This window comes from Micromonospora sp. (assembly GCF_048594385.1).
Lineage (GTDB): Bacteria > Actinomycetota > Actinomycetes > Mycobacteriales > Micromonosporaceae > Micromonospora > Micromonospora wenchangensis.
Genome location: NZ_JBMDWU010000084.1, coordinates 1 through 15542, shown reverse-complemented (window position 1 = coordinate 15542; position 15542 = coordinate 1). Strand labels below are relative to the sequence as shown.

Here is a 15542-nt window from a genome sequence, read left to right as displayed (position 1 = left end):
GGGCGGCGGAGAGCGGTGCCGGCCGGCCGGCGGCCGGGGCCGGTGCGCCGGCGGGCGGGGCCGGCGGTCGGATGCCGGCCGGCGGGTCGGTGGTCGGGGTCCGGTGGTCGGCGGGGGTCCGGTCGTGGGTCACGGTCGCCTCCGTTCCCGGCGCACCCGCCACGGGTACGCGCAGAGCCAGCCTGCCACGGCAACGCTGTAGCGGCATCCGGTCGGGGCCCCGGACGGGCCGATGCCCGGGCAGGAGTCCTGCCCGGGCATCGGGTACAGCGGGTGGTGCGCTGATCAGCGGATCAGGAGAAGCGGACCTTCAGCGAGGTGCCGTTCTGCTCCACAACCTTGATCTTGGTGCCGGTGGCCGGGAGCTTGACGCCGTGGTTCGGCAGCTCCGGGTACCAGTACTGCTTGGTGTCGTCGAACAGCGGCTGCGCGGCCTGGCCGCGGACGTACTGCGGCACGCTGTTGATGTGCAGCGTGAACGAGTCCGCCTTCTTCAGGCTGAACGGCGCGTCGTACACCTGGACGCGGGCCCGCCACGGGGCGCCGGTCAGGTTGTACAGCGGCTCCGGGTGCGCGTCGATGATCATGTTCCGACCCTCGCCCGGGTGGTCGAAGGTGTCGTTGTCGGCCCACCGGAGGTTCCAGTAGGAGATCAGCAGACCCTCCTGGTACGCGTAGTGGTCCACGTAGTCCGGGCGGCTGTTCGCGTAACCGAAGTAGTAAGGGCCGGTCTTGAGGTACTGGTCGTACGACACGTACGACCGGTTGCCGGCGATGTAGTAGTTGTCGAACTTGCGGATGTAGGTCTCGGCGACCACGCTGAACCCGTTCAGGGTCCAACCGGCGGCACCGGCCTCCGCACCGTCGGTGAGCACGGTCTGCCCGTCGGCGGTGATGGTGATCGCGTCACCGTAGAAGCCGCCCTCGGAGACGCCACCGTCGGTCTGGTAGCGCAGCCGGAACTGCACCACCTTGCCGGCGGCCGCGTTCATCGGGATGTTGACGTCGACCCACTGGCCGTTGCTGGAGCCGTCCAGGGCGAAGCGCCCGGGGGAGATCTCCTTGAGGGCCTTGCCGTTGGCGGTACCCGGCAGGGTGGCCCAGGTCTGGCCGCCGTCGGTGCTGGCCTCGAAGAAGAGGTAGTCGTAGTCCGCCTCGATCGAGTAACGACCCTTCATGGTGAGCGCGGCGCTGGTCTTCCCGGTGAGGTCGATCGTCCGCGTCATCGTGGTGTTCAGGTCGTCGTCGTTGCCGGAGAAGAACTGCTTCGTCCCCTCGAACGGCTTGCCGTTCTGGAAGCTGTACTCCCGCTGCGGCAGCACGACCACGGCACCCTGCGCCTTGTCGGAGTTGTACTCCTGCGGGCCCAGGTTGAGGGTCTTCTGCTGGCCGGCCACCACGACCTCGTAGTCGAGCCAGCCGAGCTGGAGCTTGTTCCACGCGCCGAGGTCGCCGCCCCGGTCGCCGATGCCCTGGTCGTTCTTGGCACCGAGCCGGCTCTGGGCCATCAGGGTCCAGTGCTCGTTGTTGTTGTCACCGCTGTTGATGACGTTGTAGTCGTCCGGCAGACCGAGGTCGTGACCGTACTCGTGGTAGAAGACGCTCCGGCCACCGTTTTCCGGCTGGATCGTGTAGTCGCCGATCCAGACGCCGGTGTTGCCGATCTGGGTGCCGCCGGCCGGGAAGTTCGCCGGGCCGGTGTTGCCCTGGTCGCTGGCGAAGGCGTACCACCGGTGGCTCCAGATGGCGTCCTCACCCTGGATCGGGTCGCCGTCGGCCTGGTCGCCGCCGGAGTGGACGATCTGGAAGTGGTCGATGTAGCCGTCCGGCTCGTTGAAGTTGCCGTCGCCGTCGAAGTCGTACCGGTCCCACTCGTCCATCGACTTGACGTCGGCGGCGATCTGGGCGTCGGTGTGGCCGGCGGCCTTCTGGTCGGCAACCCACTGGTTGGCGGCGTCCCGGACCAGGGCCCAGGTGTTGTTGCAGACGTTCGAGGCGCAGGGGTAGCCGTTGGAACGGCCGTACCGGGCCTCGTTGTACTTCACCTTGACCCAGTCGGTGACCTCGCCCTCGACGCTGTAGCGACCCGAGGACTGGGCCTCGTAGTACTGCTTCAGCGACTCGTCACCCTGCCCGGTGCCGAAGTACAGCTTCCGGAAGTGGTCGGCGTTGTAGTCGGCCTGCCAGACGGTGGAGTTGTCCACCGCCCGGTTGGGGGCCGGGATCTCGTTGTGCAGCGGCCCGTCGAACCGGGTCGGGCCGGGGACGGCCGGGGCCGTGTCCTGGTCCGGGTAGCTCGGGTGCCGCTCGTTGCCGAACTCCGCGAGGATGACGAAGATCTTGTCGGTCCGCTCGCGGCCGAGCTCGACGTACTGGTCCTGCGTCTGGGCGACGCCCGAGGCCGTCGTCCGGGCGTTCTTGCCCGCAGCCTGGGTCTTGCCGACCTTGACGACCGTGCTGCCGTTGATCTTCTGCGCCTTGGCCTTGCCGGAGAGGACCTCGCTGAGGCCCTCCTGACGCAGCGCCCGCCGCTTGGTTTCGAGCGGGTTGGGCAGATCGTGGTCCGCGTTAGCGGGCTCCGCGACCGACGGGGCCGCCGACGGGAGCTTCGGCGTCGGCGCGGCGCTGGCGGACGTACCCGTCACCAGACCTGTCGCCGTCAGCGAGAGCCCGAGCAGACCCACTGCGACTTTGCGCACGTGGTACCTCCGGTGTGAGGGAACCGGCCCAACGGGGGTACGGGCCGGCATGGACGTCCCACTAGTGGGACCCATGGTGAACATAGACACTGCCGGGACGGGTGGGAAGATGTCCGCGTCGATTTGTTGCAAGATTTTGATGGGAACGCTTTTCACCGTCACACACCGGATGTTCACCAACGGTCATGAGCAGCGCGGACGACCCGGCGGAGAATCGTAGTGATGTATTTCGATTCCGTTGCCGGGATGCGGGAAACAGTGGGCCGCCGGCTTGTCCGCCGACGGCCCACCGTTCACCGAATCAGTCAGTTACTGACCCTTACCACCGCATCGCCGGGCGTACCCGGCGCGTGACTTCAGTACTTCGCCGGAGTGATCCGGACGACCGCGTACGAGTTGTCCGGCGCGGCCGACTCGATCTTGATGGAGACCCCGTTGCGGACCTTCGAGTCCGACGGGTTGCCGGTGCCGAGCACGATCGCTCCACCGCCCAGCGTCACGCCGTAGAACTCGGTGGCCGGCGTGCCGTCCGGGTTCACCACCCGGGTGGTGTACGGCTTGTTGCCCCGCGACGGGACGACCACCGAGGCGTCGTTGTCCCGGGCGTACGGCGAGCCGTCGCGGATCTCGATGCCCGGGTACCAGCCCTTGGCGTCGTTGAAGCCCGACACCGGGTGCTGCCGCGGGAACTTGGTGCAGTACGCGCTGTACGGCTCGTCGGCCGCCTCCAGGCACTCGGTGAACGGGTACGTCGGGTTCAGCGAGAACGCCGCGTTCGCCGACTGCGGCCGGCTCGGCAGGTTGTCCAGCACCGACGGGTCCTTCGCCGCCGCCTCACCGGTACGCCGCAGCGGATCGTAGTGCGAGTCCACGATCAGCAGCCCGCCCTTGGCCCCGTAGCTGGGCAGCGCGGTCATCTGCCCGGTGACGTGGTTGACGTCGCCCAGCATCGTGTCCCGGTACCAGACCAGCATGCCCGGAGCGTTGTACGAGATCCGGTCCACCTTCCACGCCTCGTGCGAGTAGATGGTGTCGTAGGCGTACTTCAGGCCCATGTCGAAGCCGTCGAAGTTGCGCCACTCCGCCAGGTAGTACTGCGCCTTGACCTGGGTGCCCGGGTCGATGTGCCAGCCCGCGCCCGTGGTGTCGGTGAAGGTGCCGACGGTCTGCGTCCAGCCGTTCGTGCCGCCCTCCACGTCGTCGCTGAACGTGGTGGCCCCGCCGCCGGTGACCGACAGGTCGTCGACGAACCAGCCCCGCTCCTGGAACGCCTCGTCGGTGGCGTACCGCAGCCGCACCTGCACGGTCGTCCCGGCAAACGCCGACAGGTCGACCCAGTCGTGCCGCCAGCCGTCGGTGCTGCCGGTCAGGCCGTACTTCTTGTTGCCGAAGTCGACCATGCGGCCGTTCGGGTCGGCGTAACCGTCGTTGGTGGAGACCAGCGCGCCGGCCGCGTCGTAGACCTTCTGCTCGGCCCAGGTGGCCCCGCCGTCGGTGGAGACCTCCACGAAGCCGTAGTCCCAGTCCTCCTCGATGACGTAGTTGTTCCACATCCAGAACTTCGCGTCACCGGCGGCCGGGACGGCCACCTGCCGGCTGAGCTTGACGTCCGCCCAGGCCTGGTCGGCGCCGCTGTACCACATGCCGGTGCCGCTGTGCGGCTGGGCGAGGGTGACCACCTTGTCCGGCAGGTCGATCTTGATGCCGTCCTGGGTGCCCACCGGGGTCCGCGAGGTCTGCCCGAGCGATGCCGTCCGGGTCCGGGTGCCGGGGGCGATGGTCAGCGGATCGGCCCAGCCCAGCACCCACTTGTCCCAGATGCCCATGTGGGTGGGCAGGGCCTGGAAGATCTCACCGGTGTGCGAGCCGGACGCCATCAGGTCCCAGAAGTCGACGTCCGAGTCGGCGTTGCCCGAGGTGTCGTAGAGGTCCGGCAGGCCCAGGTCGTGACCGAACTCGTGGGCGAAGACGCCGACCCCGGCGTCCTCCGGCTGCACGATGTAGTTGGACACCTTCAGGTTGGTGCCGGGGATGGTGTAGCCACCGGCGACCGTCGAGGAGTGCGCCCAGACCGCGTACACGCCCTGGTCGCCGCCGCCCCGGGACTTGCCCTGACCGGCGTGCACCAGCACCAGGTGGTCGATCACGCCGTCGGGCTCGTTGACGTTGCCGTCACCGTCGCGGTCGCCCTGGTCCTCGATGTCGTAGTCGGCCCACGGGAAGTTGGGGTCGCTCGCGGCCAGCGCGTCGATCGCGTCGGTGGCGAGCCGCCCCGCACCCTGCGGGTTGTCCGGGTGGCCGTTCATCGCCTGCTGCCGGCCGGCGACCCAGGCGCCGGTCTCGTCCTGGAAGCAGCGCGAGGCCGCGTACCAGCCCTCCGAGTGTGGCACGGTGATCCACGGGCTGGCCTGCCCGTCCACCGTGTACGCACCCTTGGACATCTCCAGGTACATGTTGTGCATGGTGCGGCCGGACAGGTCGATACCCTTCTTGCCGTCCGGTCCCTTGAGGTCCTTACGCACCCGCTCGGTGATGCCCTGCTTGGTGTAGAGCATCTTGTCGAAGTGGGCGGGGGAGAAGTCCGGCACCCACATCGAGTTGTTGTCCTCGTGCGGCAGGGTCGCCGGGTTGGGGATGTTGTTGTGCTTCGGTCCGTTCTGGACGGTGCCGGGCACGCAGGTACGGTCCTCGAAGACCGTCTTGGGGACCATCACCCCGGTGAAGTCGTCGTTGGCCTGGTCGTTGAACTCGACCAGCAGGGTGAGCAGCTTGGCCGTCTGGGTGCTCTTGGCCTTCTTGAACGCGCGCGGGCTCTGCCCGGTCCGGATCGCCCGCGCCTCGTTGCGGGCCAGCTCCCGGGCGGCCACCGGGTTGCCGCCGGCGAACTTACGGTCGTACGCGCGGGCCTCGTCCGCCGCCGGGGTGCGGATCCCGTCGGCGCCCCGGACCTCCTTACCCGCGGTGTCCGGCTGCACCTCCGGCTCGGCGTAGTTGAGGTAATGCTCGTCGGCCCCGATCCGGGTCGGTGTGGCCGGCCCGGCAGGTTGGGCCGCCGCACTGCCGGTCACGGTCAGTGACGAGGCGACGAGAGCGAGGGCGGGCAACGCGACGAGGAGCCGTCGACGTGCCCTGGTGGACGGGAGAATGTTCATGCCACTCCGTTTCTCGGGCATGGGAAAGGGATCGCCGGTGAGACCTCTGTCGAACCCAGTCGATATCGCTGAACCTAAATGAGAAGGGTTCTCACCCGGAAGGGGGCGACGGTGCCTCTGCCCGTTCAGCCCGAGTCGGCTCGGCCTACCGACCGATTCGTACCCCTAAAAAGAGGGTGGGTGCGGCCCCTCCCGGCCCGCCACCCACCGTCGGGTACGGCTGTCGTCAGTCCTCGTCGGACTTCCCACCGCTGAGCCCGGAGGAGATCAACTCCATCACCGAGGAGTCCTGGAGCGTCGTCACGTCACCCAGCGACCGGTTCTCCGCCACGTCCCGCAGCAACCGGCGCATGATCTTGCCGGAGCGGGTCTTCGGCAGCTCCGGCACCAGCATGATCTGCCGGGGCTTGGCGATCGGGCCGAGCGTCTTCGCGACGTGGTTGCGCAGCTCGGCGATGAGCTGCTCACCCGCCTCGCCCGCGGTGTCGGCGGTGCCACGCGGGATGGCGAACGCGACGATCGCCTGCCCGGTGGTCGGGTCGGTCGCGCCGACCACCGCCGCCTCGGCCACCGCCGGATGCGACACCAGCGCCGACTCCACCTCGGTGGTGGAGATGTTGTGCCCGGACACCAGCATCACGTCGTCGACCCGGCCGAGCAGCCAGATGTGCCCGTCGTCGTCCTTCTTGGCGCCGTCCCCGGCGAAGTACATCCCCTCGAACCGGGACCAGTACGTCTCGATGAACCGGTTGTCGTCGCCCCAGATGGTGCGCAGCATCGACGGCCACGGCTCGCGCAGCACCAGGTAGCCGCCCCCGCCGTTGGGCACCGACTGGCCCTGGTCGTCCACCACGTCGGCGACGATGCCGGGCAGCGGGGTCATCGCCGAACCCGGCTTGGCCGCGGTCACCCCCGGCAACGGGGAGATCATGATCGCGCCGGTCTCGGTCTGCCACCAGGTGTCCACGATCGGCAGCTCATCCCGGCCGACGTGCTGGCGGTACCACATCCACGCCTCCGGGTTGATCGGCTCGCCGACGCTGCCCAGCAGGCGCAGCGACGACAGGTCGAAGCCCGCCGGGATGTCCTCGCCCCACTTCATCATGGTGCGGATCAGCGTCGGCGCGGTGTAGAGGATGCTGACCTTGTACTTGTCGACGATCTCCCAGAACCGGCCCTTGTGCGGGGTGTCCGGGGTGCCCTCGTACATCACCTGGGTGGCGCCGTTGGCCAGCGGCCCGTACACGATGTAGGAGTGCCCGGTGACCCAGCCGATGTCGGCGGTGCACCAGTAGACGTCACTGTCGGGCTTCAGGTCGAACACCGCGTGCGTCGTCCACGCGGCCTGGGTGAGGTAGCCGCCGGTGGTGTGCAGGATGCCCTTCGGGCGGGCGGTGGTGCCGCTGGTGTAGAGGATGAACAGCGGGTGCTCGGCGTCGAACGGCTGCGCGACGTGCTCGGCCGACGCCGTCTCGACGGTCTCGTGCCACCAGTGGTCCTTCGCCGACCAGTCGACCTCCTCGCCGGTGCGCCGGACCACCAGCACGTGCTCGATCGACGGGCAGTTCGCCACCGCCTCGTCCACCGTCGGCTTCAACGCCGACGGCTTGCCCCGCCGGTAGCCGCCGTCGGCGGTGATCACCACCTTGGCGCTGGCATCCTGGATCCGGTTGCTCAACGCGTCGGCGGAGAAGCCGCCGAAGACCACGCTGTGGGTCGCGCCGATCCGGGCGCAGGCCAGCATCGCCACCGCCGCCTCGGGGACCATCGGCAGGTAGATCGCCACCCGGTCACCGGCGACCACACCCAGGTCGGTCAGCGCGTTCGCCGCCTGACAGGTCAGCCGGTGCAGGTCGGCGTAGGTGAGGGTGCGGGTGTCGCCCGGCTCACCCTCCCAGTGGATCGCCACCTTGTCGCCCCGGCCCGCCTCCACGTGCCGGTCCAGGCAGTTGTACGCCACGTTGAGCTGGCCACCGACGAACCACTTCGCGAACGGCGGGTTCGACCAGTCGAGCACCTCGTCCCACGGCCTGGCCCAGGCCAACCGGCCGGCCTGCCGCTCCCAGAAGGCGAGCCGGTCCGCGCCGGCCTCGTCGTACGCGCCGGCGGTGACGTTGGCCTGGGCGGCGAGTGCGGCCGGCGGCGGGAACTGGCGCGTCTCGTTCAGCAGGTTGGCCAAGGCCTCGCTCATGCGGTGACTCCTTCGTCGGTGACCTGCGTCTCTACCCGGCCGAGGTTAGTCCGGGCCGCGCGGGACCGCGACACCCCCGATGCCGTCCGGCGCGCTCAGCGGCCGTCCCGGCGCGCTCGGCGGCCCACCCCTGCCGCCCTGATCAGGATCGGACCCGACGCCCCGGTGGTGGGTGGCGTCCGCCCCGCAGTCACCCGGTCGTTAGCGTGGCGGGGTGACCACCGATCCGCTCGCCCCGCTGCTCGCGCTCGCCGACATCGCCCCCGCCGTCGAGCGGGCCCGCGAGCGGGTCGACCAGGCGATGGGGCACCGCGCGCTGCGCCGCCACGGCGGCCAGGTCGCGGCCGAGGTCGGCCTGCGCAGCGCGGTGGCCAGTGCCGCCCTGGAGGGGTACGACCACGAGCGCGAGGCGGTCCGCGCCGGCACCGTCACCGAACCGGTGCTCCAGGGGTCGCTGCGGGTGGCCGGGGCGCTGCCCGGGTTGACCGAGCTGTGGCCGAAGGCCCCCCGGCAGGCGCTGGCCCGGCTGCACGTGCTCGCCGCCCGGGACGTGGTCGCCAAGGCCGAGCTGGGGCGGCCGGTCGCCGACCCGGTGGTGGCCGCCCGGCTCGACGGGCTGGCCGGGCTGGTCGCCGGCGGGACGACGGTCTCCCCGCTGGTCCTCGCCGCCGTGGTGCACGGCGAACTGCTCAACCTGCGGCCCTTCGCCGGCCCGTCCGGGGTGGTGGCCCGCGCCGCCGCCCGGCTGGTGCTGATGTCCCGGGGGTTCGACCCGCGCGGCCTGGTCGCCGTCGACGTGGGCCACCGGGAACGGCAACCCGAGTACGTCGGCGCGGCCGGGGCCTTCGCCACCGGCACCCCCGACGGTCTGCGCTCCTGGCTGCGGCACTACCTGACCGCCGTCGAGGTCGGCGCGGACCAGCTCACCGTCGTCGGCGACGAGATCATCGCCGCCGCCTGACCCGGTGGCCGTCCCCGCCGCCCCACCCGACCGGTGCCGGGTGCGCGGTCAGTCCCGGCGGGCGGCCCGGTTCACCCGCGAGCGCAGCGCCCGCCGGGCGACCGGTCCGAGGTCGTCGACGATCTCGATGAGCACGGCGAGCTGGTCGAGCGCCGACATCGCCTGCCGTACGCCCGCCCGGTCCACCCCGTCGTAGAGTTCCAGCCCGACGAACGCGGCGCAGACGGCCCGGGCCAGGCCGGGCACGTCCGCGATCTCGGCGAAGGGTGACCCGGCGAGCAGCCGGCGCAGCACCGACTCGATCTCGTCCACCCAGAGCTTCAGCGCGGCGGCGGTGGGCCCGGCCAGCCGCTCGTCGGTCTGCGCCCCGGCCAGCATCTGGGCCAGGAAGGAGACGTTGCCCAGCTCGCGTTCCTGCTCGTGCAGCTCCTGCCCGACGGCGAGCAGTTCCCGCAGCGAGCCCACCCCGGCCAGCCGGTCCGACCAGTGCGCGAGCCGGTCGGCCGTGCTGGCCCGGCAGGCCGCCGTCAGCAGGTCGTCGACCGTGCCGAAGTGGTAGAAGACCAGCGCCTGGTTCACCCCGGCGGCCGCGGCGATGGTGCGGGCGGACACCCCGGCGATGCCGTGCGTACGGATGGCGGTGATGGCGCCGTCCAGGAGGCGCTGCTTGGTGCCGGACATCGTCCTCCTCGTGGGCCCGCCGGATGCGGCGGTGTGATCATCGCATCGGTCACCAGCTGCGCCAGCCAACCGACCCCGGGCAGCCGCAGGATCCAGCCGACCACCGCCCACCCGAGGTGCAGGTGCCCGAGGGCGCGGGCGACGGCGGCCACCCCCCGTTCCGACCGGCCGCCGTCGGTGTACGCCGCCCGCCACAGCACCCCGTCGGCCTCGGCGGCGGGACGTACCAGCAGACCCACCGGGCGGCGACGGGCGACGAACCGCCAGGTCGCGGCGCACGGACCGCAGGCGTCGTCGAGGAACAGGACCGCCGCCGGCCCCACGTGGTACGGCCGCCGACGCGGCCACCAGTTCCGGACCTGCCGCCGGTACGCGCGCCACGCCCCGCCGTGCCGGTCGGCCAGGTCGTGTTCCTCGTGCGGGCGGGCCACCGCCACACTGAAGGCGACCGCCACCACCGCCGCCAGCACCAGTGCGGAACTGCGGGTGAGCGCGGCGGTGAGCAGCACCAGGGCCACCGCGCAGGTCTGCATCGGGTTGGCCAGATAGGCGTACGGCCCGGTGGTGACCAGCCGTACGGGCGGGTCCCACGGGTACGGCGTGCCGCCACCGTGGGTGACGAACTCGCGGACCGCGGCGAGCGCCGGGGCGGCCAGCACCAGCGCCACCTGGGCGAGGAGCAGCAGGACGGGCCGGGGCAGTTCGGTCACCGTCGCCCAGGACCCGTCGCCGACCTCGAAGGCCAGGCTGGGGACGAACCACAGCAGCAGGGCGGTGAAGACCCCGACCTGGAGCAGTGTGCGGGCCGCCAGGTGCCGCCGGTCGGCACACCAGCGACCGAGCAGTTGCGCCGGCAGGGCCACCACGAGCAGCCCGACCAGTTCGCCGACCAGCCAGTCCGGGCCGAGCCGGACCAGCGGGTGCAGCGCGGGCATGGCCACCGCGTCGACCCAGAGCAGCAGGCCCAGCGCCACCGGCAACGGGAGGCTCCGGCGCAGCAGCACGGGCAGCGGGCCCCAGAGCACGGCCCAGCCGATCCACAGGTCGACCGGCATGCCCCGGTAGCTTCCTTGGACCGGGGTGAACGTGTACCAGCCGGTGCGCCGGGCCACCTCGTCGAGGGCGGCGATGCCGATGCCGGTGGCGAGGAAGGCCAGCAGCGCCCCCGCCCGCCCGGCGCGGCTCCGGTCGACCCGGGCGGCGGCGAGCAGGGCCAGCAACGGCACCGCCAGGCTGAGGTAGCGGGCGACGATCATCGCAGCGCCATCATGTCCAGCAGGTGTCCCGTTCCCGCGCCGAGCAGGACCTGCTGGATCGGCCCGAAGTACCAGGAGGGGTCGAGCCCCCGGGTGTAGCCCACCCGGATGCGCACCTCGGTGTGCCGCCCGTCGACGGCCCGCCAGCTCAGCGTGGCGTGCCGCCACCGGAACCAGCGCGCGGTGATCGAACTGTCCTCGACGAACCGGAACCCGACCCGCTGCACCCCCACCGTCTCCACCTCGGCGAGGAGGTGACCACCGGGGCCGTGTGCGCTGCCGTGGTAGCCGAACATCCACTTGTCGCCCGGGTCGAGCCCGTCCCCGCTGACCTGGCCGGGCGTGGGCACACCGAGCAGCCGCAGCGGGACCGAGCGCACCGGTACGGGGCGGGGGCCGGCGGCGAGCCGGGCGGCCACCTGGTCGGCCGGCAGGGCCACCACCCGGACCACCTCGACGGACTGGTCGGGTGCGATCCGGGGTGCCGGTCCGCTGCCCTCCAGCCCCGGCAGGAGCAGCAACGGCACCGCGATGACGGCGTACGGGCGGGAGGCGTCGCGCCGCGCGCGGATCAGGGCGGTGGTCCCGTGGGACACCGCGTAGACAAGTGGGGCGGCGAGGATGACGCAGATCGCCCCCTCGTGCAGCGCGACCGCCGCCAGCAGCAGAGCGATCGTGGTGATCACGAAGACCCGGCCGTGCGCGGTGCGGCCGGGCAGCAGGGCGAGGGTGGCGGCGAGGGCCGTCGGGAGCAGCACGAAGAGCAGGGCGCTGTCGGCCCGCCCGTCGAGCACGGTGGCGACGAACACGATCATGCCGAAGGCCGAGATCAGGCCGGCGAGCACCCAGTTCGCGGCGGTCCGGCGGGGCGGTTGATCCTGCTCGTTCATCGCTACCTCCCAATTTTGAGCACATGCTCAAAAGCGAGCATAGGCGATTTGAGCGATCGCTCAATCGGGGGGTACGCAGGAGGTGTGCCGGGTGGCCCCGGGTTGGTCGCGGTGGGTCAGGAGGCCGAGGGACCGGAGCCGGTCGCGGTGAGCGGGAGGCGTGCCGAAGGGTCGGAGTCGGTCGCGGTGGGTCAGGAGGCCCGAAGGGGCGGGGGCGTCAGGCGGCCTGGACGGCGCGGGTGCGGCGGTGCCGGCCGTACCAGGCGATGCCGATCGCCACCCCGACGCCGACGCCGAGCGCCGCCGCGGCCACCGGGACGGCCGGGCGCTCCCGCAGCCGCCGGCCCAGCGGGATCGGGTGCCGGAACTCCAGCACCGGCCAGGCGTTCTCCACCGCGAGCCGGCGCAGTGCCCGGTCCGGGTTCACCACGCTCGGATGCCCCACGCACTCCAGCAACGGCCGGTCACTGTACGAGTCGGAGTAGGCGTACGAGTCGGCCAGGTCGTAACCCCGGACGGCGGCCAGCTCGTTGACCGCCTCGACCTTGCTCGGACCGGCCGCGTAGAACTCCACCTCGCCGCTGTAGCGGCCGTCCTGCACGCTCATCCGGGTGGCGATCACGTCGGTCACCCCGAGCAGTGCGCCGATCGGCCGGACCATCTCCTCACCGGAGGCGGAGACCAGCACGACGTCCCGGCCGGCCGCCTGGTGCTCCTCGATCAGCGCGGCGGCCTCGGCGTACACGTAGGGGTTGATCAGCTCGTGGAGCGTCTCCGCGACGATCTGACGGACCTGTTCCACCCGCCAACCCTTGCAGAGTGCGGCGAGGTAATCCCTGGTCCTGGCCATGGTCTGCTCGTCGGTGCCGCCCAGCCGGAACATCAGCTGCGCGTACGCCGACTTCACGACGTCCCGTCGCGTGATCAGCCCGTCCCGGTAGAACGGCCGACCGAATGCCAAGGCGCTCGACTTGGCGATGACGGTCTTGTCCAGATCGAAAAAAGCGGCACTTCGGCCCACGGCGCGCAAGTCTAGTCCGATGCTCCGGGGTCGGCGGGTGCCCTGGGGTGAATACCCCCTCGACCTGCGGGAGCACTCCGGCCGCGAATGCTCAACGTGATCGCAGTCACACGCTCCGATCATAATTTCGCAATGAGTGGGGTCGACAGCACTCGACGTGAACAGTCCGCTCGGGCAGACTTGTCCCCACGACAACGATTCATGTACCGGAAAGCTGAGAGACCCTCGGCGGTCGCACCCCCCGTGACCGCCGGGCCGGTTCGGCTCAACCCCCCCGGAGCCGAACCATTCGACGACCCCCGTCTCCCCCCGACGGGGGTCGTCCCTTTTCACGAGGACTCCGGGTGGCTGGTCGACGGCAAATATCCGTGCGTGGCCGGTCGACCGGATGAAAACAGCCCCGTCCCTGTCGCGGGAACGGGGCACGGGGCTGCTTCGCTAGCGAATTGCCGGTCCGGTGGTGGTGGCGAATCCGGCGACGATGGGTGCGCGGTCGGGCTCCGGCGCGTACGCCGGGACGACGTGGCCGTGGCCCTCGTCGTCCCCGCTGTCCGGCCCTTCAAAGTCCCGGCCCCGACGGGTTACAGTCAAGCCGACTCCTTCCGTTGCACGCGGTCGAGTCGAATGCGGCGTCCGGTTGCAGCCGGGCGCCGCTGTGCTGTGGCGGCGCTGTGCCGATCGACCGGTCAAGCATCCCGCGTGCGGCGGCATAGCACAAGGCCCGCGATTTGTCTGTCGGGTGGCTGACACCCGCTCAACTGAAGAGTCCCTGCTCGGCGGCCGTCCATAAGGGGATGTGGGAGCAGGCCTGGCTACCGCACGACCGCCCGCATCGTGGTCCGGGCGGGCAGGAAGCAGGCCAGGGCCCGGCCGTGCCGGTCGGTGACCACCCACGGGTGCCCCACGTACGTCTGCTGGCGGTAGGACCGGCCCGCGTCGAGCACCTTGTACTGACGGCGCTGCCCCTGGTGGTCGAGCCAGTAGACGACGACCCGCGAACTACGGGCGTTGACGAACTCGACGTACGTCGAGGGGCCGTTCGAAGTGGACCGCAGCGAGTGTTCCTGCCAGCCCGGCAGCGGGGTCAACTCGGCCGGTTCGGGCGGGTTCGTCGGCGGCTTCGGCGTGGGGCGGGGCGCGGCGGTCGTCGGGGTCGGCCGGGGTGGCGTGGTGGTCGCGGCGGGACGGGACGTCGTACCCGTGGCGGGTTGGTGTGGCTGACGGGGCGGTGCCGGCGGCGGTGCGGCCGGGGTCGCGGCGCGGGTGGCCATCGAGGCCGGGGCGGGCGAGTAGTCGGCGACCGGGGTGGGGCTCTCCACGGCCGCGAGATCCGGGCGGTCGGCGACCCACGAGGGTGTCATCGGGAGGGCGGCGTCGTTCCGCTTCGGCCCGGACCACAACGGCGACAGCGCCAGGACGAGGCTGGTGACGAGGCCGAACGCCACTCCGGCCAACAGCAGGGTCCGTCCGATGCCGGCGGGCTCGACGGCGTGCACGGGGGACGGCAACGGGTTGCCCGGTGACCCGGACGCCGGGACGTCGATCAGATGCCGACCGGCCGGGGGGACGAGGTAGGGCGGCAGCGTCTGGCGGTACCGGGGTGCCGGCAGCCAGCCACCGATGCGCAGGGTGGGGGGTGTGTCGTCGGATGAGTCGGCCATGGCCCCGTTTCCGAGAGCGGCGGATGCCACCTTCGCGGTGGCGGTCACGATTATCGGCGTACGAGGCGGTATGCCGTCAATCACTCCGGCGGGGTGAACGGGACATTTTTTCGCGTTCTTCACCCGGACGGTCCCGCTGCCGCCGGCGTCGTTCGGTCGTCCCGGCGCTCCGGGCGGTGCGCTGGACATGCCTCCGGTGCAGGTCACCCCCTCCTGCCGGGTCGACGGAGACGTCGAACGGCTGACCGGGACACCCCGACGACCAGCATGACCCGCCATCCCGCCACCGGGGCCGCATAACAGATCACCGACGGTGGCGGGGGTTGTCCACAGGCCGCCCCGTCGTCCACAGGTGAGGCGGCATCGGCGGCGCGCACCGGCGACGACGGCGCAGGGTCTGTCCCAGCAACCCCGAGCGCTGGAGGCCGTGATGCCACCCCGTACCTCCCTTCCGCCGTACCGACGACTGCCGCTGCTGGTCACCTCAGACGGCGACCTCCTCGACGAGTTGCTGCGGCTCGCCGCGGCGGGCGGCACCGAGGTGGAGGTGGCTGCCGATCCGGCCGCCGCCCGGTCCCGTTGGCTCCCCGCGCCCCTGGTCCTCATCGGCAGTGACCAGGCCCAGGCCTGCCTGCGGGCCCGGTTGCCCCGACGGCCCCGGACGGTGCTGGTCGGACGGTCGGGGGAACTCGACCCGGGCTGGGAGATCGCCGAGTTGATCGGTGCCGAGCACGTCGCCACCCTGCCCGCCGCCGAACCATGGCTGGTCGACCGGTTCACCGAGTGCGCGCCCGGCGGCGAACCGGCGGCCCCGGCCCGGACGGTCGCCGTGCTCGGCGGCCGGGGAGGGGCCGGGGCGAGCGTCCTCGCGGGTGGCCTGGCCGTCACCGCCGCCCGCGCCCAGCTGCGGACCCTGCTGGTCGACGCGGACCCGCTCGGCGGCGGGCTCGACCTGGTGCTCGGCTGGGAGGATCTGGACGGACTGCGCTGGCCGTCGCTCACCGACGCCGACGGTCGGGTCGACCCGCCG

General features: G+C 71.4%; 10 protein-coding genes. 2 read left to right on the top strand and 8 right to left on the bottom strand.

Annotation, left to right across the window (positions count from 1 at the left end):
* Positions 1 to 293 precede the first annotated feature (293 nt).
* The 3 genes from ACOJTC_RS03965 to acs all read right to left on the bottom strand — a co-directional run bounded on the left by ACOJTC_RS03965 (position 294) and on the right by acs (position 8042).
* Positions 294 to 2684: an immune inhibitor A domain-containing protein gene (locus tag ACOJTC_RS03965; RefSeq protein ID WP_420115786.1), complete on the bottom strand. Its 2391-nt coding sequence runs from the start codon at positions 2682 to 2684 to the stop codon at positions 294 to 296.
* A 371-nt stretch (positions 2685 to 3055) separates the two neighbouring features.
* On the bottom strand, positions 3056 to 5851 hold the full coding sequence (locus tag ACOJTC_RS03960) for an immune inhibitor A domain-containing protein (protein ID WP_420115785.1): 2796 nt from the start codon (positions 5849 to 5851) through the stop codon (positions 3056 to 3058).
* A gap of 226 nt (positions 5852 to 6077) precedes the next feature.
* Complete coding sequence (acs, locus tag ACOJTC_RS03955) at positions 6078 to 8042, bottom strand: acetate--CoA ligase (RefSeq protein WP_357925502.1); 1965 nt, start codon at positions 8040 to 8042, stop codon at positions 6078 to 6080.
* A gap of 214 nt (positions 8043 to 8256) precedes the next feature.
* Between acs and ACOJTC_RS03950 the strand changes: the two genes are divergently transcribed.
* Positions 8257 to 9003 (top strand): oxidoreductase, encoded by a 747-nt coding sequence (locus tag ACOJTC_RS03950; protein WP_420115784.1) that lies wholly within the window; start codon positions 8257 to 8259, stop codon positions 9001 to 9003.
* Positions 9004 to 9051: 48 nt separating this feature from the next.
* On the opposite strand, the gene ACOJTC_RS03945 is transcribed toward ACOJTC_RS03950, so the two are convergent.
* The 5 genes from ACOJTC_RS03945 to ACOJTC_RS03925 all read right to left on the bottom strand — a co-directional run bounded on the left by ACOJTC_RS03945 (position 9052) and on the right by ACOJTC_RS03925 (position 14512).
* On the bottom strand, positions 9052 to 9684 hold the full coding sequence (locus ACOJTC_RS03945; RefSeq protein WP_420115783.1) for a TetR/AcrR family transcriptional regulator: 633 nt from the start codon (positions 9682 to 9684) through the stop codon (positions 9052 to 9054).
* The gene (locus tag ACOJTC_RS03940; RefSeq protein ID WP_420115782.1) at positions 9579 to 10940 is read right to left on the bottom strand and encodes a methyltransferase; all 1362 of its coding nucleotides are present in this window, start codon (positions 10938 to 10940) and stop codon (positions 9579 to 9581) included. The genes ACOJTC_RS03945 and ACOJTC_RS03940 overlap by 106 nt, the downstream gene beginning before the upstream one ends.
* Positions 10937 to 11830 (bottom strand): hypothetical protein, encoded by an 894-nt coding sequence (locus ACOJTC_RS03935; protein WP_420115781.1) that lies wholly within the window; start codon positions 11828 to 11830, stop codon positions 10937 to 10939. Before ACOJTC_RS03935 ends, ACOJTC_RS03940 begins: the two co-directional genes overlap by 4 nt.
* Positions 11831 to 12047: 217 nt before the next feature.
* Positions 12048 to 12860, bottom strand: a complete 813-nt coding sequence (locus ACOJTC_RS03930) for an HAD family hydrolase (protein WP_204925795.1) — start codon at positions 12858 to 12860, stop codon at positions 12048 to 12050.
* An 803-nt stretch (positions 12861 to 13663) separates the two neighbouring features.
* Positions 13664 to 14512 carry a hypothetical protein gene (locus ACOJTC_RS03925; protein WP_420115780.1) on the bottom strand — a complete coding sequence of 283 codons (849 nt, stop codon included), beginning with the start codon at positions 14510 to 14512 and terminating at the stop codon, positions 13664 to 13666.
* A 430-nt stretch (positions 14513 to 14942) separates the two neighbouring features.
* Here ACOJTC_RS03925 and ssd point away from each other — a divergent pair.
* On the top strand, positions 14943 to 15542 hold a 600-nt coding region (gene ssd, locus ACOJTC_RS03920; RefSeq protein WP_420115779.1), incomplete at its 3' end, for a septum site-determining protein Ssd.

Bases quoted from the DNA above. Each gene is read 5' to 3' on its own strand.
- ACOJTC_RS03925 (WP_420115780.1), bottom strand. From the start codon at position 14,512: ATGGCCGACTCATCCGACGACACACCCCCCACCCTGCGCATCGGTGGC.
- ACOJTC_RS03935 (WP_420115781.1), bottom strand. From the start codon at position 11,830: ATGAACGAGCAGGATCAACCGCCCCGCCGGACCGCCGCGAACTGGGTG.
- ACOJTC_RS03945 (WP_420115783.1), bottom strand. From the start codon at position 9,684: ATGTCCGGCACCAAGCAGCGCCTCCTGGACGGCGCCATCACCGCCATC.
- ACOJTC_RS03940 (WP_420115782.1), bottom strand. From the start codon at position 10,940: ATGATCGTCGCCCGCTACCTCAGCCTGGCGGTGCCGTTGCTGGCCCTG.
- acs (WP_357925502.1), bottom strand. From the start codon at position 8,042: ATGAGCGAGGCCTTGGCCAACCTGCTGAACGAGACGCGCCAGTTCCCG.
- ACOJTC_RS03960 (WP_420115785.1), bottom strand. From the start codon at position 5,851: ATGAACATTCTCCCGTCCACCAGGGCACGTCGACGGCTCCTCGTCGCG.